General features: G+C 69.5%; 27 protein-coding genes. 13 read left to right on the forward strand and 14 right to left on the reverse strand.

Annotation, left to right across the window (positions count from 1 at the left end):
• Positions 1-6 precede the first annotated feature (6 nt).
• The 4 genes from AB7P10_RS06430 to AB7P10_RS06445 all read right to left on the reverse strand — a co-directional run bounded on the left by AB7P10_RS06430 (position 7) and on the right by AB7P10_RS06445 (position 3,518).
• Entirely contained in the window at positions 7-321 is a 315-nt protein-coding gene (locus AB7P10_RS06430) for a YkgJ family cysteine cluster protein (RefSeq protein ID WP_428293005.1), read from the reverse strand.
• A 61-nt stretch (positions 322-382) separates the two neighbouring features.
• The gene (locus AB7P10_RS06435; RefSeq protein WP_428293006.1) at positions 383-1,312 is read right to left on the reverse strand and encodes a class I SAM-dependent methyltransferase; all 930 of its coding nucleotides are present in this window, start codon (positions 1,310-1,312) and stop codon (positions 383-385) included.
• Positions 1,313-1,350: 38 nt separating this feature from the next.
• The gene (gene argF, locus AB7P10_RS06440; RefSeq protein ID WP_428293007.1) at positions 1,351-2,307 is read right to left on the reverse strand and encodes an ornithine carbamoyltransferase; all 957 of its coding nucleotides are present in this window, start codon (positions 2,305-2,307) and stop codon (positions 1,351-1,353) included.
• 11 nt (positions 2,308-2,318) lie between these two features.
• On the reverse strand, positions 2,319-3,518 hold the full coding sequence (locus AB7P10_RS06445) for an aspartate aminotransferase family protein (protein WP_428293008.1): 1,200 nt from the start codon (positions 3,516-3,518) through the stop codon (positions 2,319-2,321).
• A 280-nt stretch (positions 3,519-3,798) separates the two neighbouring features.
• On the opposite strand from AB7P10_RS06445, the gene AB7P10_RS06450 reads away from it, so the two are divergent.
• A complete protein-coding gene (locus tag AB7P10_RS06450; protein ID WP_428293009.1) occupies positions 3,799-4,122 on the forward strand; it encodes a DUF3579 domain-containing protein in 324 nt (107 codons plus the stop codon).
• Between the two features lie 135 nt (positions 4,123-4,257).
• Here AB7P10_RS06450 and rpsT read toward each other — a convergent pair whose 3' ends face one another.
• Positions 4,258-4,557: a 30S ribosomal protein S20 gene (gene rpsT / locus AB7P10_RS06455; RefSeq protein ID WP_159592314.1), complete on the reverse strand. Its 300-nt coding sequence runs from the start codon at positions 4,555-4,557 to the stop codon at positions 4,258-4,260.
• A gap of 168 nt (positions 4,558-4,725) precedes the next feature.
• Between rpsT and murJ the strand changes: the two genes are divergently transcribed.
• Genes murJ through AB7P10_RS06470 form a run of 3 tightly spaced genes read left to right on the forward strand, consistent with a single transcriptional unit; the run spans position 4,726 to position 7,806 of the window.
• Positions 4,726-6,285: a murein biosynthesis integral membrane protein MurJ gene (gene murJ / locus AB7P10_RS06460; protein WP_428293010.1), complete on the forward strand. Its 1,560-nt coding sequence runs from the start codon at positions 4,726-4,728 to the stop codon at positions 6,283-6,285.
• 31 nt (positions 6,286-6,316) lie between these two features.
• On the forward strand, positions 6,317-7,174 hold the full coding sequence (locus tag AB7P10_RS06465) for a SirB1 family protein (RefSeq protein WP_428293011.1): 858 nt from the start codon (positions 6,317-6,319) through the stop codon (positions 7,172-7,174).
• The gene (locus AB7P10_RS06470; RefSeq protein ID WP_428293012.1) at positions 7,174-7,806 is read left to right on the forward strand and encodes an NAD-dependent dehydratase; all 633 of its coding nucleotides are present in this window, start codon (positions 7,174-7,176) and stop codon (positions 7,804-7,806) included. The genes AB7P10_RS06465 and AB7P10_RS06470 overlap by 1 nt, the downstream gene beginning before the upstream one ends.
• Positions 7,807-7,825: 19 nt before the next feature.
• Here AB7P10_RS06470 and purM read toward each other — a convergent pair whose 3' ends face one another.
• On the reverse strand, positions 7,826-8,863 hold the full coding sequence (gene purM, locus AB7P10_RS06475) for a phosphoribosylformylglycinamidine cyclo-ligase (RefSeq protein WP_428293013.1): 1,038 nt from the start codon (positions 8,861-8,863) through the stop codon (positions 7,826-7,828).
• Positions 8,864-9,130: 267 nt separating this feature from the next.
• Between purM and hda the strand changes: the two genes are divergently transcribed.
• Genes hda through folK form a run of 4 tightly spaced genes read left to right on the forward strand, consistent with a single transcriptional unit; the run spans position 9,131 to position 12,665 of the window.
• Positions 9,131-9,817: a DnaA regulatory inactivator Hda gene (gene hda, locus AB7P10_RS06480; RefSeq protein WP_428293095.1), complete on the forward strand. Its 687-nt coding sequence runs from the start codon at positions 9,131-9,133 to the stop codon at positions 9,815-9,817.
• 4 nt (positions 9,818-9,821) lie between these two features.
• Positions 9,822-10,490: an HAD family hydrolase gene (locus AB7P10_RS06485; protein WP_428293014.1), complete on the forward strand. Its 669-nt coding sequence runs from the start codon at positions 9,822-9,824 to the stop codon at positions 10,488-10,490.
• Positions 10,487-12,178: a polynucleotide adenylyltransferase PcnB gene (pcnB, locus tag AB7P10_RS06490; protein ID WP_428293015.1), complete on the forward strand. Its 1,692-nt coding sequence runs from the start codon at positions 10,487-10,489 to the stop codon at positions 12,176-12,178. The genes AB7P10_RS06485 and pcnB overlap by 4 nt, the downstream gene beginning before the upstream one ends.
• On the forward strand, positions 12,147-12,665 hold the full coding sequence (folK, locus tag AB7P10_RS06495) for a 2-amino-4-hydroxy-6-hydroxymethyldihydropteridine diphosphokinase (protein ID WP_428293016.1): 519 nt from the start codon (positions 12,147-12,149) through the stop codon (positions 12,663-12,665). The genes pcnB and folK overlap by 32 nt, the downstream gene beginning before the upstream one ends.
• A gap of 12 nt (positions 12,666-12,677) precedes the next feature.
• Here the strand turns inward: folK and AB7P10_RS06500 are convergent, their stop codons facing one another.
• Entirely contained in the window at positions 12,678-13,817 is a 1,140-nt protein-coding gene (locus AB7P10_RS06500) for an MFS transporter (protein WP_428293017.1), read from the reverse strand.
• A 201-nt stretch (positions 13,818-14,018) separates the two neighbouring features.
• Between AB7P10_RS06500 and AB7P10_RS06505 the strand changes: the two genes are divergently transcribed.
• Entirely contained in the window at positions 14,019-14,618 is a 600-nt protein-coding gene (locus tag AB7P10_RS06505; protein WP_428293018.1) for a TetR/AcrR family transcriptional regulator, read from the forward strand.
• Between the two features lie 17 nt (positions 14,619-14,635).
• On the opposite strand, the gene pdxH is transcribed toward AB7P10_RS06505, so the two are convergent.
• Positions 14,636-15,271 (reverse strand): pyridoxamine 5'-phosphate oxidase, encoded by a 636-nt coding sequence (pdxH, locus tag AB7P10_RS06510; protein ID WP_428293019.1) that lies wholly within the window; start codon positions 15,269-15,271, stop codon positions 14,636-14,638.
• The gene (locus AB7P10_RS06515) at positions 15,268-15,936 is read right to left on the reverse strand and encodes a gamma-glutamylcyclotransferase (RefSeq protein WP_428293020.1); all 669 of its coding nucleotides are present in this window, start codon (positions 15,934-15,936) and stop codon (positions 15,268-15,270) included. Before AB7P10_RS06515 ends, pdxH begins: the two co-directional genes overlap by 4 nt.
• Before the next feature lie 50 nt (positions 15,937-15,986).
• On the opposite strand from AB7P10_RS06515, the gene AB7P10_RS06520 reads away from it, so the two are divergent.
• Together AB7P10_RS06520 and AB7P10_RS06525 are read left to right on the forward strand one after the other, a co-directional pair.
• Positions 15,987-16,505 (forward strand): OmpA family protein, encoded by a 519-nt coding sequence (locus tag AB7P10_RS06520; RefSeq protein ID WP_428293021.1) that lies wholly within the window; start codon positions 15,987-15,989, stop codon positions 16,503-16,505.
• A 181-nt stretch (positions 16,506-16,686) separates the two neighbouring features.
• Complete coding sequence (locus AB7P10_RS06525) at positions 16,687-17,781, forward strand: glutathione S-transferase (RefSeq protein ID WP_428293022.1); 1,095 nt, start codon at positions 16,687-16,689, stop codon at positions 17,779-17,781.
• Between the two features lie 54 nt (positions 17,782-17,835).
• Here AB7P10_RS06525 and gloA read toward each other — a convergent pair whose 3' ends face one another.
• Together gloA and AB7P10_RS06535 are read right to left on the reverse strand one after the other, a co-directional pair.
• Positions 17,836-18,237 carry a lactoylglutathione lyase gene (gene gloA / locus AB7P10_RS06530; RefSeq protein ID WP_428293023.1) on the reverse strand — a complete coding sequence of 134 codons (402 nt, stop codon included), beginning with the start codon at positions 18,235-18,237 and terminating at the stop codon, positions 17,836-17,838.
• 5 nt (positions 18,238-18,242) lie between these two features.
• The gene (locus tag AB7P10_RS06535; protein ID WP_428293024.1) at positions 18,243-18,785 is read right to left on the reverse strand and encodes a PaaI family thioesterase; all 543 of its coding nucleotides are present in this window, start codon (positions 18,783-18,785) and stop codon (positions 18,243-18,245) included.
• A gap of 52 nt (positions 18,786-18,837) precedes the next feature.
• Here AB7P10_RS06535 and AB7P10_RS06540 point away from each other — a divergent pair, with 52 nt between their 5' ends.
• Together AB7P10_RS06540 and AB7P10_RS06545 are read left to right on the forward strand one after the other, a co-directional pair.
• The gene (locus AB7P10_RS06540; protein WP_428293025.1) at positions 18,838-19,302 is read left to right on the forward strand and encodes a MarR family winged helix-turn-helix transcriptional regulator; all 465 of its coding nucleotides are present in this window, start codon (positions 18,838-18,840) and stop codon (positions 19,300-19,302) included.
• The gene (locus AB7P10_RS06545) at positions 19,292-20,536 is read left to right on the forward strand and encodes an MFS transporter (protein ID WP_428293026.1); all 1,245 of its coding nucleotides are present in this window, start codon (positions 19,292-19,294) and stop codon (positions 20,534-20,536) included. Before AB7P10_RS06540 ends, AB7P10_RS06545 begins: the two co-directional genes overlap by 11 nt.
• On the opposite strand, the gene AB7P10_RS06550 is transcribed toward AB7P10_RS06545, so the two are convergent.
• Genes AB7P10_RS06550 through AB7P10_RS06560 form a run of 3 tightly spaced genes read right to left on the reverse strand, consistent with a single transcriptional unit; the run spans position 20,481 to position 26,121 of the window.
• Positions 20,481-21,935 (reverse strand): efflux transporter outer membrane subunit, encoded by a 1,455-nt coding sequence (locus AB7P10_RS06550; protein WP_428293027.1) that lies wholly within the window; start codon positions 21,933-21,935, stop codon positions 20,481-20,483. The two genes, AB7P10_RS06545 and AB7P10_RS06550, sit on opposite strands and share 56 nt — an antisense overlap.
• Entirely contained in the window at positions 21,932-25,051 is a 3,120-nt protein-coding gene (locus tag AB7P10_RS06555) for an efflux RND transporter permease subunit (protein ID WP_428293028.1), read from the reverse strand. The genes AB7P10_RS06550 and AB7P10_RS06555 overlap by 4 nt, the downstream gene beginning before the upstream one ends.
• Positions 25,048-26,121, reverse strand: a complete 1,074-nt coding sequence (locus AB7P10_RS06560) for an efflux RND transporter periplasmic adaptor subunit (protein ID WP_428293029.1) — start codon at positions 26,119-26,121, stop codon at positions 25,048-25,050. The genes AB7P10_RS06555 and AB7P10_RS06560 overlap by 4 nt, the downstream gene beginning before the upstream one ends.
• Between the last annotated feature and the right edge of the window lie 102 nt (positions 26,122-26,223).

Below are 26,223 nucleotides of genomic sequence, written 5' to 3' on the forward strand. Positions count from 1 at the left end.
GCAGATTCAGCCCGCGCCGTCGAGCGCGGGGAGGCCGTGGCGCTGGCGCGCGCGGGCGCAGGCCTCGCTGCCTTCTTCGAACTCGCGGCAGGGCGAGGGGCGCCATTCGTAGATGCCGCAGAGCGCCTTGTGGCCGATCTGGCCGGTGAGGGCCGCGCAGCGCGGCGGCGAGTGGTCGGTGCCGCGCAGGCGCAGGGTGCCGTGGTTCACCTCCACCGCCAGGCCGGCAGGCACAGGGCCGCCCATGTCCTCGCCCTCGTGCGCCGAGAAGTCGACGCGGAAGCAGGCGCAGCAGGCGCCGCATGTGGTGCAGGCGCTCACTGGACTACCCTCCGTGCTGTGCACTGCGGGGACGAGCGCCTTCGGAACGGCCGGGCGGCGCTCATGGAGTTCGGGGGGCGAGGGATGGTGCCCGGTACAGCAGCACCTTGAGCGCGCGCTCGGGCGCCGCGTCGGCAAAGGCCACGGGGTTGGGCAGCCGCTGTTCGAAGACCAGTTCGGGCGCGGCCGCCTGCATCTGTTCCTGCAGGAAGGCCGGGCCCAGTTCGGGCGCATTCAGGCACAGCAGCACCTGCCCGCCGGGGCGCAGCAGCTCAGGCAGGCGGCGCAGCAGGCGCGGGTAGTCCTTGGTGGCGACGAAGCTGCCTTTCTGGAAGCTCGGCGGGTCGACGATGACCAGGCCGTAGGGGCCGCCGCGCGTGATCTTGCCCCAGGTCTTGAAGATGTCGTGGGCCAGGAATCCTGCACCGGACGAAAGCCCGTTGAGCGCATGGTTCTGCTGGCCGATGGCCATGGCGCCGCCGCTCATGTCGACGTTGACCACCTGCTTCGCACCGCCCTGCAGCGCCACCACCGAGAACGCGCAGGTGTAGGCGAACAGGTTGAGCACCTTGTGGCCGGCGGCGTGTTCGCGCACCCACTGGCGGCCTTCGGCCATGTCCAGGAACAGGCCGTGGTTCTGGCCCTTGAGCACATGCACGCGGTAGCGCGCGCCGCCCTCGCTGACCACGTGCGGCTCGGGCACGGTGCCGGCCATCAGCCGGGTTTCGGTGCGGCCCTCGTGCCGGCACTGGAACACCCAGTTCAGCGCTTCGCCAGGGGCGATCTGCTGCCAGCGCGCCGTGAAGGCCTGGTGCAGGGTGGCGAGTGTGCTGTCGTCCACCGGCACGAAACTGGTGAGCACCCAGACCGGCGGGAAGGCGTCCAGCGCCCAGTGCTCGCAACCCGGGTGCAGGCCGCCGCGGCCGTGGAAGACGCGGCGGGCATCGCTGGCGGATTCGATGCGCGCGATCGCGTCGAGCAGGGCTTGCATGGGGTGGTGCGGTGCGGTGTGGGCACCGCGCGTGAGGTTCAGGCCAGGCGGCCGAGCAGCAGGTATTCCATCAGCGCCTTCTGCACGTGCATGCGGTTCTCCGCCTCGTCCCAGACGACCGACTGCGGGCCGTCGATCACGTCGGCGCTGACTTCTTCGCCGCGGTGCGCGGGCAGGCAGTGCATGAAGAGGGCGTCGGGCTGGGCCACGCGCATCATGTCCTCGTCCACGCACCAGCGCTTGAAGGCCGCGCGGCGCACTTCGTTCTCGGCCTCGAAGCCCATGCTGGTCCAGACGTCGGTGGTGACCAGGTGGGCACCGGCGCAGGCCTCGCGCGGGTCCTCGAAGACCTTGTAGCAAGCCGGGTTGGTGATGCCGGCGAGCACCGGGTCCACCTCGTAGCCGCCGGGCGTGCTCACGTGTACCGTGAAGCCCAGCAGCTCGGCCGCCTGCAGCCAGGTGTTGGCCATGTTGTTGCCGTCGCCGACCCAGGCGACGACCTTGCCTTGCAGGCAAGCCATGTCCGGCTTGCCTTCCGAATTTGAGCCGCGGTGTTCAAGGAAGGTGAAGATGTCGGCCAGGATCTGGCAGGGATGGAACTCGTTGGTCAGGCCGTTGATGACGGGCACGCGCGAGTGCGCGGCGAAGGCCTCGATCTTGGCCTGCTCGTAGGTGCGGATCATCACGAGATCGACCATGCGGCTGATCACGCGCGCGCTGTCCTCGATGGGTTCGGCGCGGCCGAGCTGGCTGTCGCCGGTGGTCAGGTGCACCACCGAGCCGCCCATCTGGTACATGCCGGCTTCGAAGCTCACGCGGGTGCGCGTGCTGGCCTTCTCGAAGATCAGGGCCAGCGTGCGGTCGGGGTCGGCGAAGGGCTGGTACTTCTCGACCGCCTTGAACTTGCGCTTGATGAAGGCCGCGCGCTCGAACAGGTAGGCGTAGGCGGCGGCGTCGAGATCCTTGAACTGCAGGTAGTGCGAAATCTTCGTCATGGCGGGCGGCTTCAATCGGCCAGGAAGGCGTGGATCAGCGGCAGCAGGATGCCCGCCACCTCGTCGGCCTCGGCCGTGGTCATGATCAGAGGCGGCACCATGCGGATCACGCTGTCGGCGGTGACCGAGAGCAGCAGGCCTGCGTCGCACGCGCGCTGGGTGAGGACGCCGCAGGGCCTGGTCAGCTCGATGCCGATCATCAGGCCCTGGCCGCGGATCTCTTTCACGCCGGGCTGGCCCGCCAGGCCTTTCTCCAGCGCGGCGCGCAGATGCTCACCCACACGCGCGGCGTTCGCCAGCAGGCCGTCTTCTTCCATGATGCGGATGGTCTCGACCCCGGCGCGCATGGCCAGCGGGTTGCCGCCGAAGGTGGTGCCGTGGTTGCCGGGCTGGAAGATGTTTGCGGCCTTGGGGCCGGCCACCACCGCGCCGATCGGCACGCCCGAGCCCAGGCCCTTGGCCAGCGGCATCACGTCGGGAACGATGCCGGCCCACTGGTGGGCAAACCACTTGCCGGTGCGGCCCATGCCGCACTGCACCTCGTCGATCATCAGCAGCCAGTCGTTGGCGTCGCACAGGGCGCGCACGTCCTTCAGGTACTGCGCGCGCATGGGGTTGACGCCGCCTTCGCCCTGGATGGTCTCGAAGAACACCGCGACCACGTTCGGGTTGCCGGCGGTGGCCTTCTTGAGCGCCTCGATGTCGTTGAGCGGCACGCGGATGAAGCCTTCGACCAGCGGGCCGAAACCGGCCTGCACCTTGGGGTTGCCGGTGGCCGAGAGCGTGGCGATGGAGCGGCCGTGGAAGGCTTTCTCGTAGACCACGATCTCGGGGCGCTCGATGCCCTTGTCGTGCCCGTACTTGCGCGCCAGCTTCAGGGCGGCTTCGTTGGCTTCCAGGCCGGTGCTGCAGAAGAACACATTGCTCATGCCCGAACGCTCCACCAGCATCTGCGCCAGCCGTTCCTGGTCGGGCACGTGGTAGTAGTTGCTGGAGTGGATGATTTTGGCCACTTGGTCCTGCAGGGCGGGCACCAGTTTGGGGTGGGCGTGGCCCAGGGTGTTGACAGCGATGCCGCCGAGCGCGTCCAGGTATTCCTTGCCGCTGGTGTCCCACAGACGGCAGCCTCGGCCATGCGACATCGCGATCGGCAGGCGGCCGTAGGTGTTCATCACGTGGGGCGAGGCGACGGGCTGGGGGGCGGCGTTCATGCGGGGCTCCGGGAAGAAGGGGGAGTGAAGGGGCCAAAAAGAAAGCGGCTCAACGAAGGTTGAGCCGTTGAAGCGCGATTTTAGGGGCAGGAAGCAGGCATCATCATTGCTAGTTGGGCATCGCTGAGATGCGTCCCGCCGCCCGCGCCGGGTCCGGGTTATCCCTTGGTTCAAGTCTTATATAAGATAGAATACCTGCTGCCCATCCCGGCGAGCGATCCTCGGTCCGCGGGTGGATTCCTCCCCAGTCAGGCCCTCCATCCGAAGGCTTTTCCCCCGCATGGTTTCACCGACCGCCAAACAAGTCTTCATCCAGGGTGTCACGAAGGACGGACGCACCTTCCGCCCCAGTGACTGGGCCGAACGCCTGGCCGGGGTGATGAGTTCGTTCCGCCCGGGCGGGGCCCAGCCCGGCAGCCACCTGAGCTACTCCCCCTGGTGCGTGCCCAACACCATCAACGGCGTGAAGTGCGTGGTGGTGCATGTGGACCTGCGCGAGGCCGAGCCCATGGCCTGGGACTTCTGCATGAACTTCGCGCGCGACAACGGCCTGCAGGTGGCCGAAGCCTGCCTGCTCCCCGACCTTCCTCCCGCAAGCACCTGAGCCCTTTTCGGGCCGGGCAACAAAAAAGCCGTCTTGCGACGGCTTTTTTGCTTTTGCTGGCAGCGCACCCGTTTCAAACGGCAGGCCGCTGGGGCCCGGGCTGGTGGTCTGGCGGGGGCCAGACCGGGGGTGGTATCAGGCAGCAGCGGCTGCGAGACCCTTGACCTTGGCCGACAGGCGGCTCTTGTCGCGCGCGGCCTTGTTCTTGTGGAAGATGCCCTTGTCGGCCACGATGTCGACCACTTGCTGCATCTTGGCGAACAGTTCGGTGGCCTTGGCCTTGTCGCCGGTCAGAACGGCTTTTTCGACGTTCTTGACGGCGGTGCGGTATTTGGAGCGCAGCGAAGTGTTGGCTGCATTGAGTTTGACGTCCTGGCGGGCGCGTTTGCGGCCAGACGCCAGACGGGGGTTCTTTTTCTTCGGCTTGGTTGCCATGGTGAGGTTCCTTCAGTGTTTGGGGATGATGCCAGCAAAGCCCGCGATTTTAGCACGGGGCAGGGGCGTGACAAGCTGGCCCAACCCGGGGCGGCCGGGGCGCGCGAGCGGGGGTGATGGGCTGCCGGCCCCATCGGGTGTGGCGATGGCGGTCGTTACACTCGCCGCGTGACCCTGTTCAAGTCCGCCTCCCTCGTCTCGCTGCTGACCCTGGCGTCTCGCATCACGGGCCTTGTGCGCGAGCTGCTGATGGCGGCAACGTTTGGCGCCAGTGCCCTGACCGACGCCTTCAACGTCGCTTTCCGCATCCCCAACCTGCTGCGGCGCCTGTTCGCCGAAGGAGCCTTCAGCCAGGCCTTTGTGCCTGTGCTGGCCGGCGCCCGTGAGAAGGACGGCGACGACGCCACCCGCGAACTGGTGAACCAGATCGCCACCGTGCTGGCCTGGGCGCTCACCGCAACCTGTGTGCTCGGCGTGCTGGGTGCGCCGGTGCTGGTCTGGGCCATGGCCAGCGGACTGAACGACGCCGGATTCGATGCCGCCGTGTTCATGACGCGCTGGATGTTTCCCTACATCGCCTTCATGTCCTTTGTGGCCTTGTCGGCCGGCATCCTGAATACCTGGAAGCGCTTTGCGGTGCCCGCAGCCACACCGGTGCTGCTCAACGTGGCGATGATCGGCGCGGCAGGCTGGGGTGCGCCCTGGTTCAGCTCGCTCGGCATCGAGCCCATTTATGCGATGGCCGGCGGTGTGTTGCTGGGGGGTGCTCTGCAACTGGGGGTGCAGATTCCGGCCCTGCGCCGCCTCGGGCTGGTGCCGCGGGTGAGCCTGCGCTGGTCGGGCCTGAAGGCGGCGTGGAACCACCCGGGCACCCGACGCGTGACCACGCTCATGCTGCCCGCGCTGCTGGGCGTGAGCGTGGCGCAGGTATCGCTGCTGATCAACACGCAGATCGCTTCGCACCTGGCCACGGGCAGCGTGAGCTGGCTGACCTACGCCGACCGCCTGATGGAGTTCCCCACCGCCATGCTGGGCGTGGCCCTGGGCGTGGTGCTGCTGCCGCAACTGGCGGCGGCCAAGGCGGGCGAAGACGCCGAGCGCTACAGCGGGCTGCTCGACTGGGGTCTGCGCCTGGTGGTGCTTTTTGCCGTGCCCTGCGCGGTGGCGCTGCTGACCTTCGCACAACCGCTGGTGGCCGTTCTGTACCACTACGGTGCCTTCACCGCGACCGATGTGCAGCGCACCGCGACCGCGCTCATGGGGTACGGTGCGGGCCTCGTCGGGCTGATTGCGATCAAGGTGCTGGCGCCCGGCTTCTACGCGCGCCAGGACATCCGCACCCCCGTGAAGATCGCCATCGGCGTGCTGGTGCTCACCCAGTTGCTCAATGTGGTGCTGGTGCCCCGCTTCGGCCACGCCGGCCTGGCCTTGGCCATCGGCATTGGTGCGATGGTCAACGCGCTGTTCCTGCTGGTGGGCTTGCGGCGGCGGGGCGCTTTCAGCCCTTCGCCGGGCTGGGCGCGTTTCGGTATGCAGGTGGTGGCGGCCAGTGCCCTGCTGGCGGTGTTCCTGATGTGGGTCGCCACCCAGGTGAACTGGCTCGCTTTCGACGGCCGCGCGCTGCAGCGCGTGGGGCTGCTCACGCTGTGCGTGCTGGGGGGCGTGCTGGTGTATTTCCTGGCCTTGCTGCTGGCCGGGGTGAACCTGAGGCAATTCGTCCGAAAATGACGTAACCTGCTGGTTCCGGACGATTGCCACCATGCCCACCGCGTACGAATTCCCCGCGCCCACGCCCCTGGGCTACTTCGCCGCCCTGGTGGGTGACGACGAGGCGCTGCCCCTGTTCGAGGCGGCGACCGCCATCGCGCAGGACGAATACCCGGACCTGGACGTGCAGCAGGTGTTGGGCGACGTGGACCAGATGCTCGCGCGCGTGCGCAGGCGCTGTGCGTCCGACGCCGGCCCGCTGCAGCGCCTGCGCACGCTCAACCAGTTCTTCTTTCGCGACATGGGGTTTGGCGGCAACGTCAACAACTACTACGACCCCGACAACAGCTTTCTCAACGCGGTACTGCGCACGCGCCGCGGCATTCCGATCACCCTGGCCGTGCTCTGGCTGGAGCTGGCACAGGGCATGGGCCTGAAGGCGCGGGGGGTCAACTTTCCCGGGCACTTCATGGTCAAGGTCAACCTGCCCAACGGCCAGGTGGTGATCGACCCTTTCACCGGACAGTCGCTCAGCCGCGAAGATCTGTCGGAGCGGCTGGAGCCCTACAAGCGCCGCAACGGCCTGGTGGACGACTTCGATGTGCCCGTCGGCTTGTACCTGCAGGCCGCCACGCCGCGCGACATCCTCGCGCGGCTGCTGCGCAACCTCAAGGAAATCCACCAGACGCAGGAGGACTGGCTGCGCCTGATCGCCGTGCTCGACCGCCTGCTCATCCTGCTGCCCGATGCCTGGGTCGAGTACCGCGACCGCGGCCTGGCGTGGGCGGAGATGGGCGACGCGCGCCTGGCAGTCAGTGACCTGGAAACTTACATCGCCCACACCGACGACGCACTCGACCGCGAGGCCATCACCCAGCGCCTGCAGGAACTGCGCCGCGCACTGAACTGATGAAACAACTGATGCTGGTGGGCGCCACCGGACTGGTGGGCAGCCATGTGCTGCAGCAGGCGCTGGCCAGTGACGCGGTGGCGCGCGTGGTCGCTCTCACGCGCAAACCCCTCGCGCCGCACCCCAAGCTGCTTAACCCCGTGGTGGATTTCTGGCGCCTGCCCGAAGGCGCCGACTGGTGGGCGGTGGACGCGGTGGTCTGCACCCTTGGAACGACCATTCGCGTGGCTGGCTCTCAGGCCGCCTTCTACAAGGTCGACCACGACCACCCGCTGGAAGTGGCCTACCTTGCGCGCCGCCATGGCGCGCGGGCCTATGCCTTCAATTCCGCGCTGGGGGCTGACGTGGCATCGCGCGTGTTCTATTCGCGCACCAAGGGCGAGACCGAGCGCGACCTGCAGGCGGTGGGCTACCCCTCACTCACGCTGGTGCGCCCGGGCCTGATCGGAGGCCAGCGGCAGGAAAGGCGGCCGCTGGAGCAACTGGCGGTGAATGTGTCCAGGCTGTTGCAGCCGCTGCTGCCCAGGCGCTACCGCGTGGTGCCCGCTGATCGCATCGCGTCGCACCTGCTGCAGGCCGCGGTGGCGTCCACGCCCGGCGTGCACGTGCTGCCGTCGGAAGCCTTGCTCTGAGCCTGGGCGCCCCGGTCGCTCAGGACACGACCACGGCCGCGCCGTCGCCGCGCGGCGCGATCTGGCCGATCTCGAACACGGTCTCGCCCAGGCCGCGCAGCGTGGCGGCGCAGGCCGTGGCCTGGTCGGCGGCGATCACCACCACCATGCCGATGCCGTTGTTGAAGGTGCGGTTCATCTCGACGTCGTCGATGCCCGCGGTCTTCTGCAACCAGGCGAACAGCTCGGTCTGCGGCCAGCTGCCTTTGACCAGGTGCGCCGCCGTGCCCTCGGGCAGCACACGCGGGATGTTCTCCAGCAGGCCGCCGCCGGTGATGTGGGCCAGCGCCTTGATCGGGTGCGCGGCCAGCGCGGCCAGCACGTTCTTCACGTAGAGCCGGGTCGGCTTCATGACGGCATCGCGAAACGGCTGGCCGTCCAGGGTGGCGGGCAGGTTGGCCCCGGCGCGCTCGATGCACTTGCGCACCAGCGAGAAGCCGTTGGAATGCACACCGTGCGAGGCCAGGCCCAGCACCACGTCGCCGGGCTGCACGCCCTGGCCGGTGAGGATCTTCGACTTCTCCACCGCGCCGACGCAGAAGCCGGCCAGGTCGTATTCGCCCGCCGGGTACATGCCGGGCATCTCGGCGGTTTCGCCGCCGATCAGTGCGCAGCCACTGAGTTCGCAGCCCTTGGCGATGCCGCCGACGACAGCGGCCGCCGTGTCCACGTCGAGCTTGCCGCAGGCGAAGTAGTCCAGGAAGAACAGCGGCTCGGCGCCTTGCACCAGCACGTCGTTCACGCTCATGCCCACCAGGTCGATGCCCACGGTGTCATGCATGTTCCACTCGAAGGCCAGCTTGAGCTTGGTGCCCACGCCGTCGGTGCCGCTCACCAGCACCGGTTCCTTGTAGCGCTTGGGCACCTCGAAGAGCGCGCCGAAGCCGCCGATGCCGGCCATCACGCCCTCGCGCAGGGTCTTCTTTGCCAGCGGCTTGATGCGCTCGACCAGGGCGTCGCCCGCATCAATGTCTACGCCGGCGTCTTTGTACGAAAGGGGGGTGGAGGGGGAAGTCATGTGCGGGTGGGCCCCCGCGCGGGGCGGGGTGGATCGGTGGGCTGAACGCGGGGAGGGTGGGGGCTTTCGGGCACCCTGGAGGCAGCCCGATAGAATTTGGCCCAGATTTTAAGGGTTCGCTCCCGCGACCCGTCCATTTCGCCAGCCCCTCCCCATGTGCCTGCCCTCCCTCCTGAATCGTGCCTTGCCGGGGGGCTTGATTGCGGTCGCGAGACAGCGCTCCATCTTGTCCGGGTGCACCGAGACATGAGCACCGGGCCACACCCGATGAAACAACTGGCACTGGACATCGGCTTCGCGCCGGTGCCCACGCTGTCCAATTTCGTCCGCGCCGGCAACGAAGCCACCGTGGAGCACCTGCGCCTGTGGGCCGACAACCCCATGCGCTCGCCCGTGCCCACCTTCCTCTGGGGCGAAGGCGGAAGCGGCAAGACACACTTGCTGCGCGCCGTGAACGAAGCGCTGCGCGAGCAGGGTGGGCGTGTCGGCTGGCTCGACGCCGGCACGCACGACCCGGTGGAGTTCGACGACCAGTGGGACGCCGTGCTGCTCGACGACTGCCACCTGTACACCGCGGCCCAGCAGGCCGCGGCCTTCAACTGGTTCGTCAACGCCCAGAACCCGGCCCACGGACCCGCCCGCTGGGTGCTGGCGGCCGCGACTTGCCCCCCAGCCGACCTGCGTCTGCGCGAAGACTTGCGCACCCGCCTGGGCTGGGGCCATGTGTTCCAGTTGCAGGCCCTGGGCGAAACCGAACGCCGCTCCGTGTTGCGGCGCGCCGCCGACGACCGCGGCGTGTTCCTGGGTGACGAGGTGATGGATTACATGCTGCGCCGCTTCTCGCGCGACCTCTCCAGCCTGATGATGCTGCTCGACCAGCTCGACGCCTACGCGCTGCGCACCCAGCGCGCCATCACCATCCCGCTGATCAAATCCATGCTGGAAGACGAATGAACGTATGAGACTGGCCCTGTTCGACCTGGACCACACCCTGATCCCGCTCGATTCCGACCACGCCTGGGGCGAATTCACCGTCAAGCTCGGCTGGCGCGATGCGCAAGTGTTCTCGCAGGCCAATGACCGCTTCTACAACGACTACAAGACCGGCACGCTGGACATCCAGCGGTACGTGCGCTTTGCCATCGAGGCGGTGCGCGAGCAAGGCCTGGCCGTGGCGCAGAAGGCGCACGAGCGCTTCATGCACGAAGTCATCGCGCCGGCGATGGGTGAGCCCGCGCGCGCGCTGGTGCGCCAGCACCAGGCCGCCGGTGACACCGTGCTCATCGTCACCGCCACCAATGAGTTTGTCACCCGCCCGATCGCCCGCGCCTTCGGCGTGGACGAGCTGATCGCCATCGAACTCGAGCGCGACGACCGGGGTGAGCCCACCGGGGCGATCCGCGGCACGCCGTCCTTCCGCGAGGGCAAGACCGCCCGTGTGGAACAATGGCTGGCCGCGCGCGGGCTGGACTGGTCGCGCGTGGAGCACAGCACCTTCTACAGCGACTCCATCAACGACCTGCCGCTGCTGGAAAGGGTGCACGAGCCCGTGGCCACCAACCCGGATGCCCGGCTCCGCGCCATCGCCCTCGAGCGGGGCTGGCGCACATTGAACCTATTTGAATGATCAAGAAATTCATCGACCGGCTGCTGGGCAAGACCAGCGCCACCTCCGGCGGCCGCCGCGCCAATCCCTTCGGCAAGCGTGAAGACGTGCCGGCCAGCGTGCACGGCATCGACCCCAAGCTGGTGGACCAGCGCGCGCTGGACGTGGTGCACACGCTCAAGCAGGCAGGTTTCGAGGCCTATCTGGTGGGTGGCGCAGTGCGCGACCTGCTGCTCGGCCTGCGCCCCAAGGATTTCGACGTGGCCACCAGCGCCACACCCGAGCAGGTCAAGGGCTTGTTCCGCCGCGCCTTCATCATCGGGCGGCGCTTTCGCATCGTGCACGTGATCTATGGCCGCGGGCGCGAACACGAAGTCATCGAGGTCTCGACCTTCCGCGCCTACATGGATGCCGCCGCATCCGAACAGGTGACCGGCAACGAGCGCACATCCAAGGGCGAGCTCGCCGGCATGAAGCACGCGGTCGACGCCAGTGGTCGGGTGCTGCGCGACAACGTCTGGGGTCCGATCGAGCAGGACGCGGCGCGGCGCGATTTCAGCATCAATGCCATGTACTACGACCCGGAAACGCAGACCGTGGTCGACTTCCACCATGGCATCCGCGACGCGAAGAAGCGCACCCTGCGCATGATCGGCGACGCCGCCACCCGCTACCGCGAAGACCCGGTGCGCATCATCCGCGCCGTGCGCTTTGCCGCCAAGCTCAACGCCCTGGGCTTCACCTTCGACGCGAAGACGCTGGCCCCGCTGGCGTCGTCCCACACGCTGCTGGCCGACGTACCGCAAAGCCGCCTGTTCGACGAAATGCTCAAGCTGCTGCAGACCGGGCACGCCCTGGCCAGCGTGGCGCAGCTCAAGGCTGTGGGTCTGGGCACCGGCATTTACCCGCTGCTGGACGTGGTGGTGCAGCGCGCGGACGACGAATTCGTCAAGCTCGCGCTGCAGGATACCGACCGCCGCGTGGGCGAGGGCAAGCCAGTGGCGCCGAGCTTCCTGCTGGCCTGCGTGTTGTGGGCCGACGTGCGCAAGGGCTGGAGCCAGCGCCTGACGCCGCGCCCGGGCCAGCGCCCGCCGCCTCCGTTCGCGGCACTGCAGGACGCGGTGGACGAAGCCTTCGAGGCGCGCATCGGCGACGTCTCGGGCCGAGGCAAGCTGGGCGCGGACATGCGCGAGATCTGGATGATGCAGCCGCGCTTCGACAAGCGCGTGGGCACCACGCCCTTCACGCTGGTGGAGCAACCGCGCTTTCGCGCCGGCTTCGACTTCCTGCGCCTGCGCGCGCAGGTGGGCGAGGTGGAGGAAGAACTCTCCCACTGGTGGGAAACCTTCAGCATGGCCAGCGACGACATGCGCGAGGACATGGTCGATGCGCAGCGCCGCGAAAACCTGGGCAAGCCCGGCGCCGGCAAGGCCCGGCGCGTGAAGCGCACAGACACCGACCACCCGGCCCGGGCGGCCGGTGCCGACGCGCCGCCCGCGGACGATCCGCGCTGGCGCGCGGCCGACATCAGCGACGACGAAGCCGGTGGCGAGGATGAAGAGGGCGCGTCCGGCGCACCACTGGCCGAAGGGTCCGCGCCCGCGAAGAAGCGCCGCCGCCGGCGCCGCAAGCCAGGCGCGTCCGCGCGCGGCGAGGGCGGAGGCGCGGAGGGCGGCGATGCAGGCGGCAGCGGACCGGTCGCCGACTGAGGCCGAGACGCGACCCGAGGTGGTCGCGTTCGTCGCACTCGGTGCCAATCTGGGCGACGCCACGCAAACCCTTCAGACCGCACTGGCCGCGCTGGCCGCCGTGCCCGGTGTGCGCGTGCGGAAGACCTCCAGCCTGTACCGCACCGCGCCGATCGAGTCGAGCGGGCCGGATTACCTCAACGCCGTGGCCGACATCACCACCACGCTCACAGCGCCCGCACTGCTCGACGCATTGCAGACCCTGGAGCAGGCGGCTGGCCGCGAACGTCCCTACCGCAACGCCCCGCGCACGCTGGACCTGGACCTGTTGCTGTATGGCGATTCCCGCATTCAATCGCTGACGCTCACCGTGCCGCACCCGCGCATGTGGGAGCGCGCGTTCGTGCTCGTGCCACTGCACGAGATCGCGCCGGGGCGGGTGTCCAGGGAAGCCCTGGACGCGGTGGCCGGGCAACCCATTGCGCCCTGCCAGCCGCAGCGCGGCTGAAGGTCTTCTGCGTCACTTGGCCAGCGCGCCGCCGGGGCAGGATGCAGGCGTGGCGCGCTCACCGGCCAGCGTGCGCTGACCCAGGGCCACGGTCAGGACGGCGGCGGCACCCGCCACCACGGACACCCAGAAGCCGTTGCGCGGGCCGAAGTGGTCCACCACCCAGCCCGTGGTGAAAGCGCCCAGCGCCATCCCGATGCCAATGCCGGTCATGACCCAGGTCACACCCTCGGTCAGCATGGACTCGGGCACGCGGCGCTCAATGAGGCCAAATGTGGTGATGAAGGTGGGGGACACGGCAATGCCGCTCAGAAACACGGCCGTGGCGAGCAGGGCCACCGAGGAGCCGGCAACGAGGAGCGGCAGCGCGGTGATCGCCAGCACGCTGACGGCGATCAGCAGCTGTCGCTGCAACGGCAGCTTCAACTGGAGCGCGCCCATCACCAGGCCCAGCACGAAGGACCCGGCGGCATAGACGCCGATCACGATGCTGGCGCCGCCGGGCTGGCCGAGTTCTTTGGTGATGGCGATGGCGCTGACCTCGGCCGTCGCGAAGATCGCACCCACAAAGACCAGTGTCAGCGTGACGATCTGCACCGCGCGCAGCCGAATGGCCGAGCCTTGCGGGCCGTGGGGGTCCAGGGGCCGCACCCTGGGCTCGGTCTTGCGCTGCACCAGGAAGGCCGCCGTGCCCAGCACCAGGAAGGCGGTCGACGCGAGCACGCCCGCTTCGGGGAAGAGCGCCGCGGCCAGGCCCACCGAGAGCGAAGCACCCGCGATATAGATGAGTTCGTCGGCCGCCGACTCGAAGGCGAAGGCGGTATTGAGCTCCGGCCGGCCCCGGAACAACTCGCTCCAGCGGGCGCGGACCATCGCGGAAAGGCTGGGCATCGTGGCCGCGCCGATCGCGGCGGCAAACAGGGTCCAGGTCGGCCAGTCCAGGTGGACCGCCAGCATCAGCAAGAGGAAGGCAACCGCCGAGATGGCGGTTGCCGGCAGGGCGACCGCGGTCTGGCCGAACCGGTCGACCAGGCGCGAGATCTGCGGCGACAGAAACGCGTTGGTGATGGCATACATGGCCGACACGGCGCCGGCCAGCCAGTACTCGCCCCGGGCCTGCGACAACATGGCAACGATGCCGATGGGTGCCATGGCGAGGGGAAGCCGGCCGAAAAATGCCGCGGCGGAGAAACCCTTGGCCCCGGGTTCGCTGAAGATTCTTGTGTACGGGTTCGACATCTGAACAATTTCTGGAAAAAGGGATGAAGCGTTAAAATACGTGGCGTATGTTATTTGCATACGACGCGTATATCAACGGATATACGCGTCGTATGTGTGGGTATGGAGGTGCGAATGCGAAAACCGCGTCAGGAAATGATTGCCGAGACACGCGCCAAGCTGATCGCGGCGGCGCGCCAGGCGTTCGGGACCGTCGGCTACGCCGATGCGTCCATGGACGACTTCACCGCCGCCGTGGGTTTGACCCGCGGCGCCCTTTACCACCACTTCGGTGACAAGAAGGGCCTTTTGCAGGCCGTGATCGACGAGATCGATGCCGAGATGACCGTGCGCCTGGACGCCATCTCTGCCCGCGCTCCGAACCGCTGGCAGGGAGTGGTCGACGAGTGGATCGCCTACATCGAGATGGCGCTCGAGCCCGACATCCAGCGCATCATGTTTCGCGACGGACCGGCGGTGCTGGGGGACATCTCGCAGCGGCCCACCGCCAAGGGATGCATCGCCGCGCTCACGGAAAGCCTGGCCTCGCTCAAGGCCGAAGGTGTGCTTGTCGATGCGGACCCCGAAGCGCTGGCGCACCTGATCAATGGCGCCAGCAGCCATGCGGCCACCTGGATCGCGAGCTCCACCGATCCAGGGGAAACCTCAAGGAAGGCGGTGGCGGGCTTTCGCCAACTGCTCGAAGGGCTGCAGCGCCGGCCGCTTGCAGGCTGAGCAACGAAGGCGGGCGTTCAGGGCGCCAGCCGCTCCCGCAGCCAGCCGCCATCGGCCTGCAGCGTGTAGCGCAGGCGGTCGTGCAGACGACTCTTGCGGCCTTGCCAGAACTGCCAGTGGTCGGGCCTGAGGCGGTAGCCGCCCCAGTGCGGTGGGCGCGGCGGCTTGAGCAGGAACTGCGCGCCGTACTTCGCCGCGTTGGTCACCAGCACAGCGCGGCTGTCGATCACCTCGCTCTGCGGGCTGGCCCAGGCGCCGATGCGGCTGTCCAGCGGCCGGCTGTGGAAGTAGGCGTCACTTTCCTCGTCGCTGACCTTCTCCACCACGCCTTCGATGCGCACCACGCGCTCGAGCTCGACCCAGTGGAACTGCAGTGCCGCGAACGGATTGCCTGCGAGCTCGCGGCCCTTGCGGCTGTGATAGTTGGTGTACCAGACGATGCCTCGTTCGTCGTAGCCCTTGACCAGCACCACGCGCGTGCTGGGCCGCAGATCGGAGCCCACGGTGGCCAGGGTCATGGCATTGGGTTCGGGGACCTCACCGCGAATGGCTTCGTTGAGCCACTGGTCGAACTGCTGCAACGGGTCGGCGTGCGAGGCCGATTCGCTGAGTTCGGCCTTTTCGTAGCTCTTGCGCAGGTCGGCGATATTCATGCGGGCAGTATAGGAGCGGGGTGTGGGTCGGGCTTGACGGCCGCGTCGTCGGCCAGCAGCAGCAGCTTGCGCAGCGCACGGTCATGGATGCCGTGGTGCAGCAGGCCCTCGAAGGTCTGGCGCGCATAGTCCAGCGTGGTGCCATAGCGCCCGCAGGAGCGCGCGAAGATCTCGCGGTAGCGTTCGTCGCTGAGCCGGCCGGTGTGGCTGGGGCTGTGGCGCGAGAGCGTAAACGCCAGCGCGCGCACCGGCCCCTGCGGGGTTTCGCAGCGCAGCCACTTGGGGTCGTACACCGGGTTGGGCATTTCGCGCGCCCACAGCACCGGCATCAGCGCCTCCACCTGTTCGTGCGGCACGCGCAGCGCGAGGCCGGCACAGCTGCCACCGGGCATGAGCGCGAACACCAGGCCCGGGCATTCGTAGGTGCCGCGGTTGACGCGGCTCCACATCTCCAGGCAACGGTGGTAGCCGCGCACGCGCGCCGGGCGTTGTTCGGCCGCTTCGAAGTCGGGGCGCCAGACCAGCGAGGCGTAGGCGAACACCCAGAGGTCGGGTCGCGGGCCTTGTGCGCGCCACTGCGCCAGCGTCTGCGCCATCATCGCCGCGCCGTCGCGCAAGGCGGGGTCGTGGGCGGTTCGCGCCTTCAGGGTGTCACGGTCGGCCATCTACAATCTTTGTCCAGTTGCTTCTCATTATTCTTCACGGAGTGTGACCCATGTCTTCTCAGGACGATGATCCCGAAATCCGCGTGATGGCTTTTGTGCTGATGGCGGCCGTGGTGCTGGCGGTGGGCCTGGCGGTGGGCATCGGCGTGCAGGCATCGCGCGGTGGTGCCGGCGCATCCGGCATGGCCATGCCCACCCCCACCACCGCCGCCCCGGCTGCCCTGCCGATGGGCGCGGACGACGCCAGCGTCGTGGTGGAAAACGGCGTGGTCAAGTTCTATTTCGCGTCCGGCAAGTCCGACCTGGCCTCGGGTGCGCTCGATGCGCTGGGTGAAGCCATCGACGCCGCCAAGGCGGGCAGGAAGCTGGTGATCTCCGGCTTTCACGACGCCACGGGCGACCCGGCCTTCAACGCCGAGCTGGCCAAGCAGCGCGCGATGGTGGTGCGCGACGCCCTGGCGGGTGCGGGCGTGGCCGAGAGCGCGATGGAACTGAAGAAGCCCGAGCAGACCACGGGCAGCGGCAACAACGCCGAGGCCCGCCGCGTGGAAGTGATGATCGCACCCTGACGCGGCGTGCACGCGCCTGACGAAAAAGCCGGCTTCGCGCCGGCTTTTTTGTTGGTAGCTCGCACCAGCGAGCCGAGCGGTGCACCCCCTCGGGTGAGCCTCTTTGACGCACAGGGGACGCGGGCAGACCGGCCCATGAGGCAGCATCGGCGGCGATGTCCCACCGGAATCCATCGCTCCCATGACCCGCTACACACTGTATGGCGCACCGATCAGCTTCTTCACGGGAAAGGTGCGCGCCTACCTGGACTGGAAGGGCATTCCCTACGAAGAGGTGTTGTCCACGGCCGAGATCTACCGCAACGTCGTGGTGCCGCGGGTCGGGTTTCCCGTGATACCCATCGTGGTGACCGACGCCGGCGAAACCCTGCAGGACAGCACGGACATCATCGACACCCTGGAGTTGCGCCACGGTGCGCCGTCGATCACGCCGCCCGGCGGGCTGCAGCGACTGTTTGCCGCGCTGATGGAGCTGTACGGCGACGAGTGGCTGGTCATTCCAGCGATGCACTACCGCTGGCACCACAACCGCGACTGGGCCATGCGAGCCTTCGGTGAACTCAGCCTGCCGGACGCGTCGCCGGACGAGCAGTGGGCCATCGGCGTGCGGCGGGCGGGCCCGTTCTCCCAGGCCGCGGTGTTGCTCGGCGCGGCCACACCCCAGATGCAGGCGGCTGTCGAGCGATCCTACGAGGCCTTGCTGGCCGAGCTCAATGCCCATTTTCAGGTCATGCCCTACACGCTGGGCACGAGGCCTTCCATGGCGGACATCGGTCTCTATGGGCCGCTCTACGCCCACCAGTACCGCGATCCAGCCAGCGGCGAACTGATGCGCCGCATCGCTCCGAATGTGGTGCGCTGGATCCAGAGGCTGGAGACCCAGGACGCGCCACGGGGCGGCGACTTTCTGGACGGCGATGAAGTCCCCGCCACGCTGGATCCCATCGTGCGCCGGCAGATGAGAGAACAGATGTCGGTGCTGGCCGACAGCGCCCAGCGGTTGTGTGAATGGTTGGCCGATCATCCGCAAACCGAGGTTCCGCGCATGATCGGCCAGCACGCTTTCGAGCTGGAGGGCGTACGCGGAGAAAGGGTCATTCGACCCTACAGCCTGTGGATGCTGCAGCGGGCGAGGGACGCGTACCGGGCGCTGGAAGGCACGGATCGGGAGCGGGCCGATGCCTGGCTCGATCGGGTAGGCGGCGGGAGCTTCCGCGACTTTCAGGATCCGCCACGGCTGGTTCGCCGGGGGCTGACCGTGGCGCCAGCCGGCTGAGGCGTTTTCGCCGGCCTGACCTGCAAGCCGGTGGCTTTGACGATCGCAGCGGCGTCAGACGCCATGCCTGCGCGAGTTCTCCTGGATCAATTCGATCTTGTAGCCGTCCGGGTCCGTCACGAAGGCAATGACCGTGGTGCCGCCCTTGACCGGGCCCGCCTCGCGCGTCACGTTGCCGCCGGCCGCCTTGATCTTTTCGCAGGCGGCGTAGGCGTCGGGCACGCCCAGGGCGATGTGGCCGTAGGCCGTGCCGAGTTCGTAGCTCTCGGTGCCCCAGTTGTAGGTGAGTTCGATCTCGGCCTGCGCCGGGTTGCCCTCGTAGCCCACAAAGGCCAGCGAGTACTTGTACTCGGGGTTTTCGGAGGTGCGCAGCAGTTGCATGCCCAGCACCTGGGTGTAGAAATCGATCGAGCGCTGGAGGTTGCCCACGCGCAGCATGGTGTGAAGAAGTCGCATGCGCGCTATTTTGACGGCACTTCAAAGACCAGGCAGGTGGTCGTGGCATGGGCATAGAGCTTGCCGTCGGGCCCGACGATGCGCGCCTCGGCCGTGGCCAGCTGGCGCCCGGCGTGCACGACGGTGCCGATGGCGCGCAGCGGCCCACTCTTGAACGAGGCCGCGCGCACGATGTTCACGCCCAGCTCGGCGGTGGTGTAGGCGCGGCCCACCGGCATGACGGTGTGCACCGCGCAGCCCAGCGCCGAGTCCAGCAGCGTGGCGTACCAGCCGCCGTGCACCGTGCCCAGCGGGTTGTAGTGCTTGAGCTGCGGCTGGCCCTGGAAGATGGCGCGGCCCTCGCCGATTTCCACCAGCGAGAAGTCCAGCGTGTCGGCGATGTGGGGGTAGGGCAGGCGGCCCTCGAGCATGGCCTGCATCTGCTGCATGCCGGACAGCCCGGCGAGGTCGGCCGGGTTGGCCAGGCCCACGCCGACGCCGGCCTTGAGGCGTTGCACGACGGCGTCGTACTGCTGGTTCCATTGCGCCAGGGTTTCTTCGGTGGTCATGTCGGTTCCTGTGGATATGTGCTGATGCAAATATTGTAGATACAATATTTGCATGAACGCCGACACCCACGTGACAGCGCCGACCCCGGTGGGCTGCACCAACTTCAAGCTGCGCCAGCTCACGCGCCGCGTGACCCAGCACTACGACCAGCACCTCGCGGGCGTAGGGCTGAAGATCACGCAGTATTCGCTGCTCTCGCACGTGGACCGGCTCGGGCCGCTGGCGCCCGGCGAGCTGGCGCGGCGCATGGACATGAGCGCATCCACCCTCACGCGCAACCTGCAACCCATGATCGCGGCGGGCTGGCTGTCGATGGGCGAGGGTGCCGACGCGCGCAGCCGCACGGTGCACATCACCGACACCGGGCGCGAGACGCGCCGCCAGGCGCAGCGCCGCTGGAAGTCCGCGCAGCTCGCGCTCAATCACAAGCTTGGCGCCGCCACGGTGGTGGCGCTGCACGACCTGCTGGACCAGGGGCTGGCGGCGTTTCACGAGGAGGATGCCCATGAAGACTGAAACAACGACCCCGGCACCCGCGCGCGTGCCCTATGTGTGGTGGCTGGTCTTGCTGGCCGCGGCCGGCACGTTTGCGCTCACCATGGGCACACGCCAGACCATGGGCTTCTTTCTGTCGCCGCTGAACACGGCCACCGGCCTGGGCGTGGGCAGCATCAGCCTGGCCTTTGCGTTCGGCCAGCTCTGGTGGGGCCTCACGCAGCCCTTCGCCGGTGCCGTGGCCGACCGCATTGGCGCCGGGCGGGTGCTGCTGGCGGGCGTGTTGCTGGTGGCGCTGGGCACCTACATCACGCCTCTCATGACGAGCACCTGGGGCCTGATCGTGGCCATTGGCGTGCTCTCAGCCGGGGGCGCCGGCATGGCCGGGCCGTCGGTGCTGATGGCCGCCACCGCGCGCCTGATCCCGGCCGAGCGCCGGGGCATGGCCACCGGCATCGTGAACGCGGGCGGCTCGTTCGGCCAGTTCCTCATGGCGCCCCTGGCCGCCGCGCTCACGCTGGGCCTGGGCTGGGCCGGTGCCATGCAGGCGCTGGCCCTGCTCGTGCTGCTGGCCCTGCCGGCGGCCTGGGTGCTGCGCGGGCCCGGCCCGGCGGCCACAGCCGGCGCGCCGCCGGCAGCCGTCGCGTTGCCGGCGGGCGAGGCGATCCGCGTTGCCCTGGGCAACCCGAGCTACCTGATGCTGTCGGCCGGCTTCTTCGTCTGCGGCTTTCACGTGGCGTTTCTGGCCACGCACCTGCCCGGCGTGGTCGCCGCGTGCGGCCTGCCCGCGCCGGTGGGTGCCTGGGCGCTGGGCGTGATCGGCCTGTTCAACATCGTCGGCAGCCTGGCCATGGGCTGGGCGGTGGGCCGCTGGCGCATGAAGTCGCTGCTCTCGCTCGTGTACGCGTCGCGCGCGCTGGCCGTGCTGGTGTTCCTGCTCGCGCCCAAGACCGAGGCGGTGATGCTCACCTTCGCCGCCGTGATGGGGCTGACCTTCCTCTCCACCGTGCCGCCCACGGTGGGGCTGGTGGCCAAGTTCTTTGGGACCGGCAACATGGCCATGCTGTTCGGCATCGTGATGCTGGCGCACCAGGTGGGCGGTTTTCTCGGTGCCTGGCTCGGTGGCCAGGTGTTCGAGGCCACGGGCAGTTACGACTGGGTCTGGTACATCGACATCGTGCTGGCGGTGGGCGCGGCGCTCATCCACCTGCCGATTCGCGAGGCGCCGGTGGCGCGGCGGCTGCAGCCGGCCTGAGGGGGGCCTCGCCTGGATCGATCAGGCCCAGGGCCTCGAAGGTGGCAATGGCCTGGCGCGTCGCGTCGGCCCGGGCGCGCAGCAGTGCGCGGCGCGTGTCCAGCGCGCTGCGCTGGGCCTCCAGCACGTCGAGGAAGCCGACCAGGCCGTTGGTGTAGAGCGTGCGGGCCTGATCCACGGCCGAGGCGGCGGCGGCGTTGGCGCGCTCCAGCGCCCGGATGCGTGTGGCCGTGCCTTGCGCCGCGACCAGGGTCGCCTCCGCCTGCTGCAGGGCCTGCAGCAGCGTCTGGCGGTAGATCTCGCCGGCCTCGGCCATGCGCGATCGCGCGGCGTCCACGCCGGCACGGCGCTCGCCACCGTCGAACAGCGCCACCTCCAGCACGGCGGACAGCGTGGCGCTCACGATGTCGAGCACGCCGCCGCCGAGCCCGCTGGAGGTAAGCATGATCGCCCCTGGCAGGCGCAGCCGCGGGTACAACTCGGCCTGCGCCACGCCCAGGTCGGCCGCGGCCACCGCCAGGCCGCGCTCGGCCGCGCGAAGGTCGGGGCGCCGGCGCAGCAGGTCGATCGGGCGCGCCGACGGGGCATCGCCCTGCAGCACCGGCAGCTGTGCCGATGGCGCGTCCATGGGCACTGGACGAACGCCCGCGAGCACCTGCAGCGCCGCGGCCGACTGGCGCACGCGCACACGGGCATCGGCCGCGTTGGCCTCCAGCGTGGCGGCTTCGCTCTGCGCTCGGTCCAGGTCCAGCCGGGGCGCGAGCCCCGCGCGCACCCGCACCTCCACCACGCGCAGCGCCTCGCGCTGCAGCGCCAGGCCGTCGGCGAGCAAGGCTTCGTCAAGCAGGGCCTCCTGCCAGGCCACGTGGGCCCGGGCCGTCAGGCCCGCGACGGACAGGCGCACCGCCTGGGCCCGATCCCCGGCCTGCAGCAAGGCGGCCGCGGCCGACCGTTCGGCCTGCCGCAGGCCGCCCCAGAGGTCCAGATCCCAGTCCAGCGTGAGGGCGGCGCTCGGGTCGAGCGCGCGCTCGCCGCTGGCGCGCCGGCTGCGGGCGTCCACTGCGGCCTGCGCACCGATGAGCGGCCCGCGCCGCGCGCTGGCACCCTGCAGCAGGGCCTGCGCCTGCACAACACGCTCGCGCGCGATCGCCGTGTCCGGGCTGTTGGCCAGGGCGCGCTCCACCCAGTGCGCCAGCGCAGGGTCGTTGAAGCGGCGCCACCAGCGCAGGTCGGCGTCGGTGGCCGCCGCCCCGCCGTCGGGCGCGGCGGCAAAGCGGTCGGCGGCGGTGATGCCGAGCGTGGGCGCCTCGGGCGGCTCCACCTGCGGCGCGATGGTCCCGCAACCGATCAGGCCCAGGGCCAGCGCCACCGCACCCAGGCCACGCAGCGGGGCGTTCATGAGAACTCCTCCGTCTGCTGCGCGGCGGCCTGCTTCATCTCGGTGGCCAGGCGCTCGCCCTGGCTGGCGCGCGGCCGGGCGAAGCGGGCCAGCCCGAGGTAGACCACGGGCGTGAGGAACAGGGTGAAGACCGCGGCCAGCGACAGCCCGCCGAAGATGACCCAGCCGATCGAGGCGCGCGACTCCGCGCCGGGCCCACTGCCGAGCACCAGCGGCAGGGCGCCCAGCACGGTTGAGGCCATGGTCATCAGGATCGGGCGCAGGCGGGTGGCCGCGGCCTCCTGCGCGGCTTCGGCCACGCTGCGCCCGGCGTCGCGCAACTGGTCGGCGAACTCCACCATCAGGATGCTGTTCTTGGCCATCACGCCCACCAGCAGCAACAGGCCGATCTGGCTGTAGATGTTGATCGACGTGCCGCTCAGGCCCATGGCAAAGACGGCCGCCGCCAGGCCGAACGGCACCGTGATGAGCACCACCGCCGCGCTGGTGACGCTCTCGAACTGCGCCACCAGCACCAGGAACACCACGACCAGCGCGATGGCGAAGGTGATGGCCACGTCGCGCCCGGTCTGCTCCAGCGTGGCGGCGTCGCCGCGGAACAGCAGGCCCATGCCCTCGGGCAGCTCGGCGCGCGCCAGCGCGCGCAGGTCGTCCACGGCGTTCTGCAGGGGCACGCCGGGGGCCGTGATCGCGCTGAGCTGCACCGCGCGGCGCTGGCCCAGGCGTTCGAGTTCGGACGGTATGGCCGTTTCCTCGAAGCGCACGAACTGCGACAGCGGCACCAGCCGCTCGCCCGCGGGCGTGGCGGCGCGCACGCTGTAGCCCAACAAGGCCTGCGGGTCGGTCGCGCCGCGCGCATTCGACTCCAGGATCACCGGCAGGTTGCGGTCGTTGACCGTGAGGTCCGTGACTTCGGTGCCATCGACGAGGGCGCGCAGCACCACGTCCAGCCCGTCGACGGCCACGCCCAGTTCGGCAGCCCGCTCGCGGTCGATGTGCATCGCGATCTGGGGCTGCGAGGCGCTGTAGTTCACCCGCACGTCGCGCAGGCCCGGCAGCGTGCGTTCGATGGCTGCGGCAAAGGCGTAGGCCGCGTCGGCGATGCGGTCGTAGTTGTCGCCCGTCACCGCCATCTGCACGCTGCCGTCGCCACCGCCCACGCCCAGGCTGTTGCCGCCGCGGATGCGCACGCGCGCGCCGGGCAGGTCGTCCAGCAGGCGCTGCACGCGGGCCGTGAGCTGCGCCTGGCTCGGTTCGCGCGCGTCCCAGTCCACCAGCGGCGCGATGATTTCGGCGCGGTGGGGATCGAAGCGGCCGGTGATGGTGAAGATGTTCTTCACCAGGCCCTCGTCCTGCAGCGGTGTCACGGCCGCCAGCGCGGTTTCGAGCTGGCGGTCGATGTAGGACAGGCCCACGCCGTCCGGCCCGTCCAGGCGGATGGAGAGCACCCCGCGGTCTTCCACCGGCGTGAGTTCCTGGTTCAGCTGCGTGTAGAGCCCCGCCGCCGCCGCGGCCAGCAGCACGCAGGTGCCGGCCACCCACCACGCCCGGCGCAGGGCAGCCGCCAGCCAGCGTTCGTAAATGGTGACCGCGCGCGTGCCCCAGCCCGAGAGCCGGCGCCACACCGGGCCGGGCGCGCGATCAACGGGCAGGCGCGAGGCGATCATCGGGCCCAGCGAGAGCGCGACGAACGAGGAGATGGCCACCGCGATGGCCATGACGAAGCCGAATTCGGCGAACAGGCGGCCCGCCGCCGAGGGCAGGAAGGAGATAGGCACGAACACCGCGATCAGCGTGGCGGTGGTGGCCACCACGGCAAAGAACACCTCGCGCGTGCCCAGCACCGCCGCCGCGCGCGGGCCCAGACCCTGACCGCGCCGGCGCTGGATGTTCTCCAGCACGACGATGGCGTCGTCCACCACCAGGCCGGTGGCCAGCAGCAGCGCCAGCAGCGTGAGCAGGTTGATCGAGAAGCCCAGCAGCCAGATGGCCGCGAGCGTGCCCACCAGCGCAATCGGGATCGCCACCACGGGCACCATGGTGGCACGCCACTGGCCCAGGAAAGCGCCCACCACCGCGACGACGATGGCCACGGCCAGCAGCAGGCTCAGCAGCACCTCGCGGATCGCGCCGCTGATGAAGGTGGCATCGTCCGACACCACCGCCACCTGCAGGTCGCCGCCATCGCGGTTGATGCGCTCCACCACGGCCCGCACGCCCTCGGAGATGTTCACGCTGTTCGACTGTGCCTGGCGCACGACGCCCAGGCTCACCACGGACGATCCGTCCAGGCGCACGTAGGAAGTGGCGTCGGCCGGGCTGTAGTACACGTCGGCCACCGTGCCCAGCGCGAGACCGGGGCGCACGCGCATCGCGCGCATCTGCTCCGGGGTGGCCACCGAGGCGTTGGCGCGCACCAGCACCTCCTGGTTGGCCGATTCCAGGCTGCCCGCCGGCACGTCGACGCGCGCGCTGCGCAGCAGCGTGGCGATGTCGCTCACCGACACGTTGTAGGCCGCGAGCCTGAGGGGGTCGATGCGCACGCGCATGACGCGCTCGCGGCTGCCGAAGACGGTGATGTCGGCCACGCCCTCGACCGAAATCAGCTCGGGCTCAATCCGCTCCTCCACCGCGCGCGAGAGTTCGTCCACGGCCAGCGTGCGGCTGGACACCGCCAGCTGCATCACCGGGACGGCATCGGCGTCGGCCTTGACGATGGTCAGGCCCTCCACGCCTTCGGGCAGCGTGCGCTCGACGCGGGCGACGGCATCGCGCACGTCGTTGGCCGCGCTCACCAGATCCACCCCGGGATTGAATTCGATGATGACGCGCAGGTTGCCCTCTTCGCTGGCCGAGCGCACCAGGTAGACACCGGGCACGCGGGAGGCCGCGCCTTCGAGCACGCGCGTGACCTCGGCGTCCAGCGTCTCGGGTGCGGCACCGGGCCAGTCGGCGCGCACCGCCACGATGGGCCGGTCGATGTTGGGCAGCTCGCGCACGTCCACGCCCAGCCAGGCACCGAAGCCGGCGATGACGATCAGCAGGTTGATCACGGTCACCAGCCAGGGCCGGCGGATCGCCAGCGCCGGCAGGTCGTTGGCGCGGTCTTCGGTCATGGACGGGTGCGCGCGGTGCCGCCGTTGCCGTTGCCGTTGCCGCTACCGTTGCCGATCACGCGCACCGCCAGGCCTTCGCGCAGGCGCTGCACCCCTTCCACCACCACCGTTTCACCGGCCCTGAGTTCGCCGTCGACCAGCACGCGCCCTTCGGTGCGGCGCAGCGGGCGCGCGGGAACGCGCACCGAACGGGCATCGCGCACCACCCACACGAAGGGGCCGTCGCGGTCCCATTGCAGGGCGAGCTCGAGCACGCTCACGCGCGCTGCTCCGGTGAGATCGAGCTGCACCTGGAACGACATGCCCGGGCGCAGCACGTCGTCGGTGTTGGGCACCGCGGCGCGCATGCGCACGTTGCGCGAGACGGGGTCGACGCGGCTGTCGATCTCGGCCACCTGGCCCTGGAACGCACGCCCTGGGTAGGCCGGGTTCGTGGCCGTGACGGCCTGGCCGATCTTCACGCGCGCCAGATGGGGTTCGGGGATCTCGAAGTCGATGAACAGCACGCGGCGGTCGTCCAGCGTGGTCAGTGCTGTCTCGGTGGTGACGCGGTCACCGCGCTCCACCGCGGCCAGGCCCACCACGCCGCCGAAGGGCGCGCGCACCACCCGGTCGGCCACGGCCTCGCGGGCCTGCGCGAGTTCGATCTCGGCGGTCCGCAAGGCCGCTCGGGCCTCGTCCACCACGCTCTCGGGCACGGCGCCGGTGCCGCGCGTGCCCTCGTGGCGCAAGGTCAGGGCGCGGGCCGCGTCGACCCGGGCGGAGGCCAGGTCGGCGGCCAGGCGCTGGGCACGGTCCTCCAGGCGCAGCAGCACCTGCCCGGCGCGCACCGACTGCCCCGGGCGAAAGCCCACCTCGGCGACCTCGCCCGGCACCGCGGGGTACAGCACCACGGACTGGCGCGCCGTGCCGCTGCCCGGCACCGCGAGCACGAAGTCGTCGCTGGCCTGCGCGCTCGTGGCCACGATCACGGGGGGTGGGGGAGGCGTCGCGACGGGTGCTTGCGCGAACACAGGGCCGCACGCGATCAGCAAGGTGGCCAGCGTCCTGGCGGAGAAGGGTTTCAGCAAGGTGTCGGCTTCACAAAAAAACAGCCGCATCGTGCGGACCGGGCGTCAGCAGGGCACACTGGCGCGCCCTGCTGCCTGTCTCAATGGAGGTGCTTCGCGCGC

This window comes from Hydrogenophaga sp. (genome assembly GCF_050182545.1).
Classification (GTDB): Bacteria; Pseudomonadota; Gammaproteobacteria; order Burkholderiales; family Burkholderiaceae_C; genus Hydrogenophaga.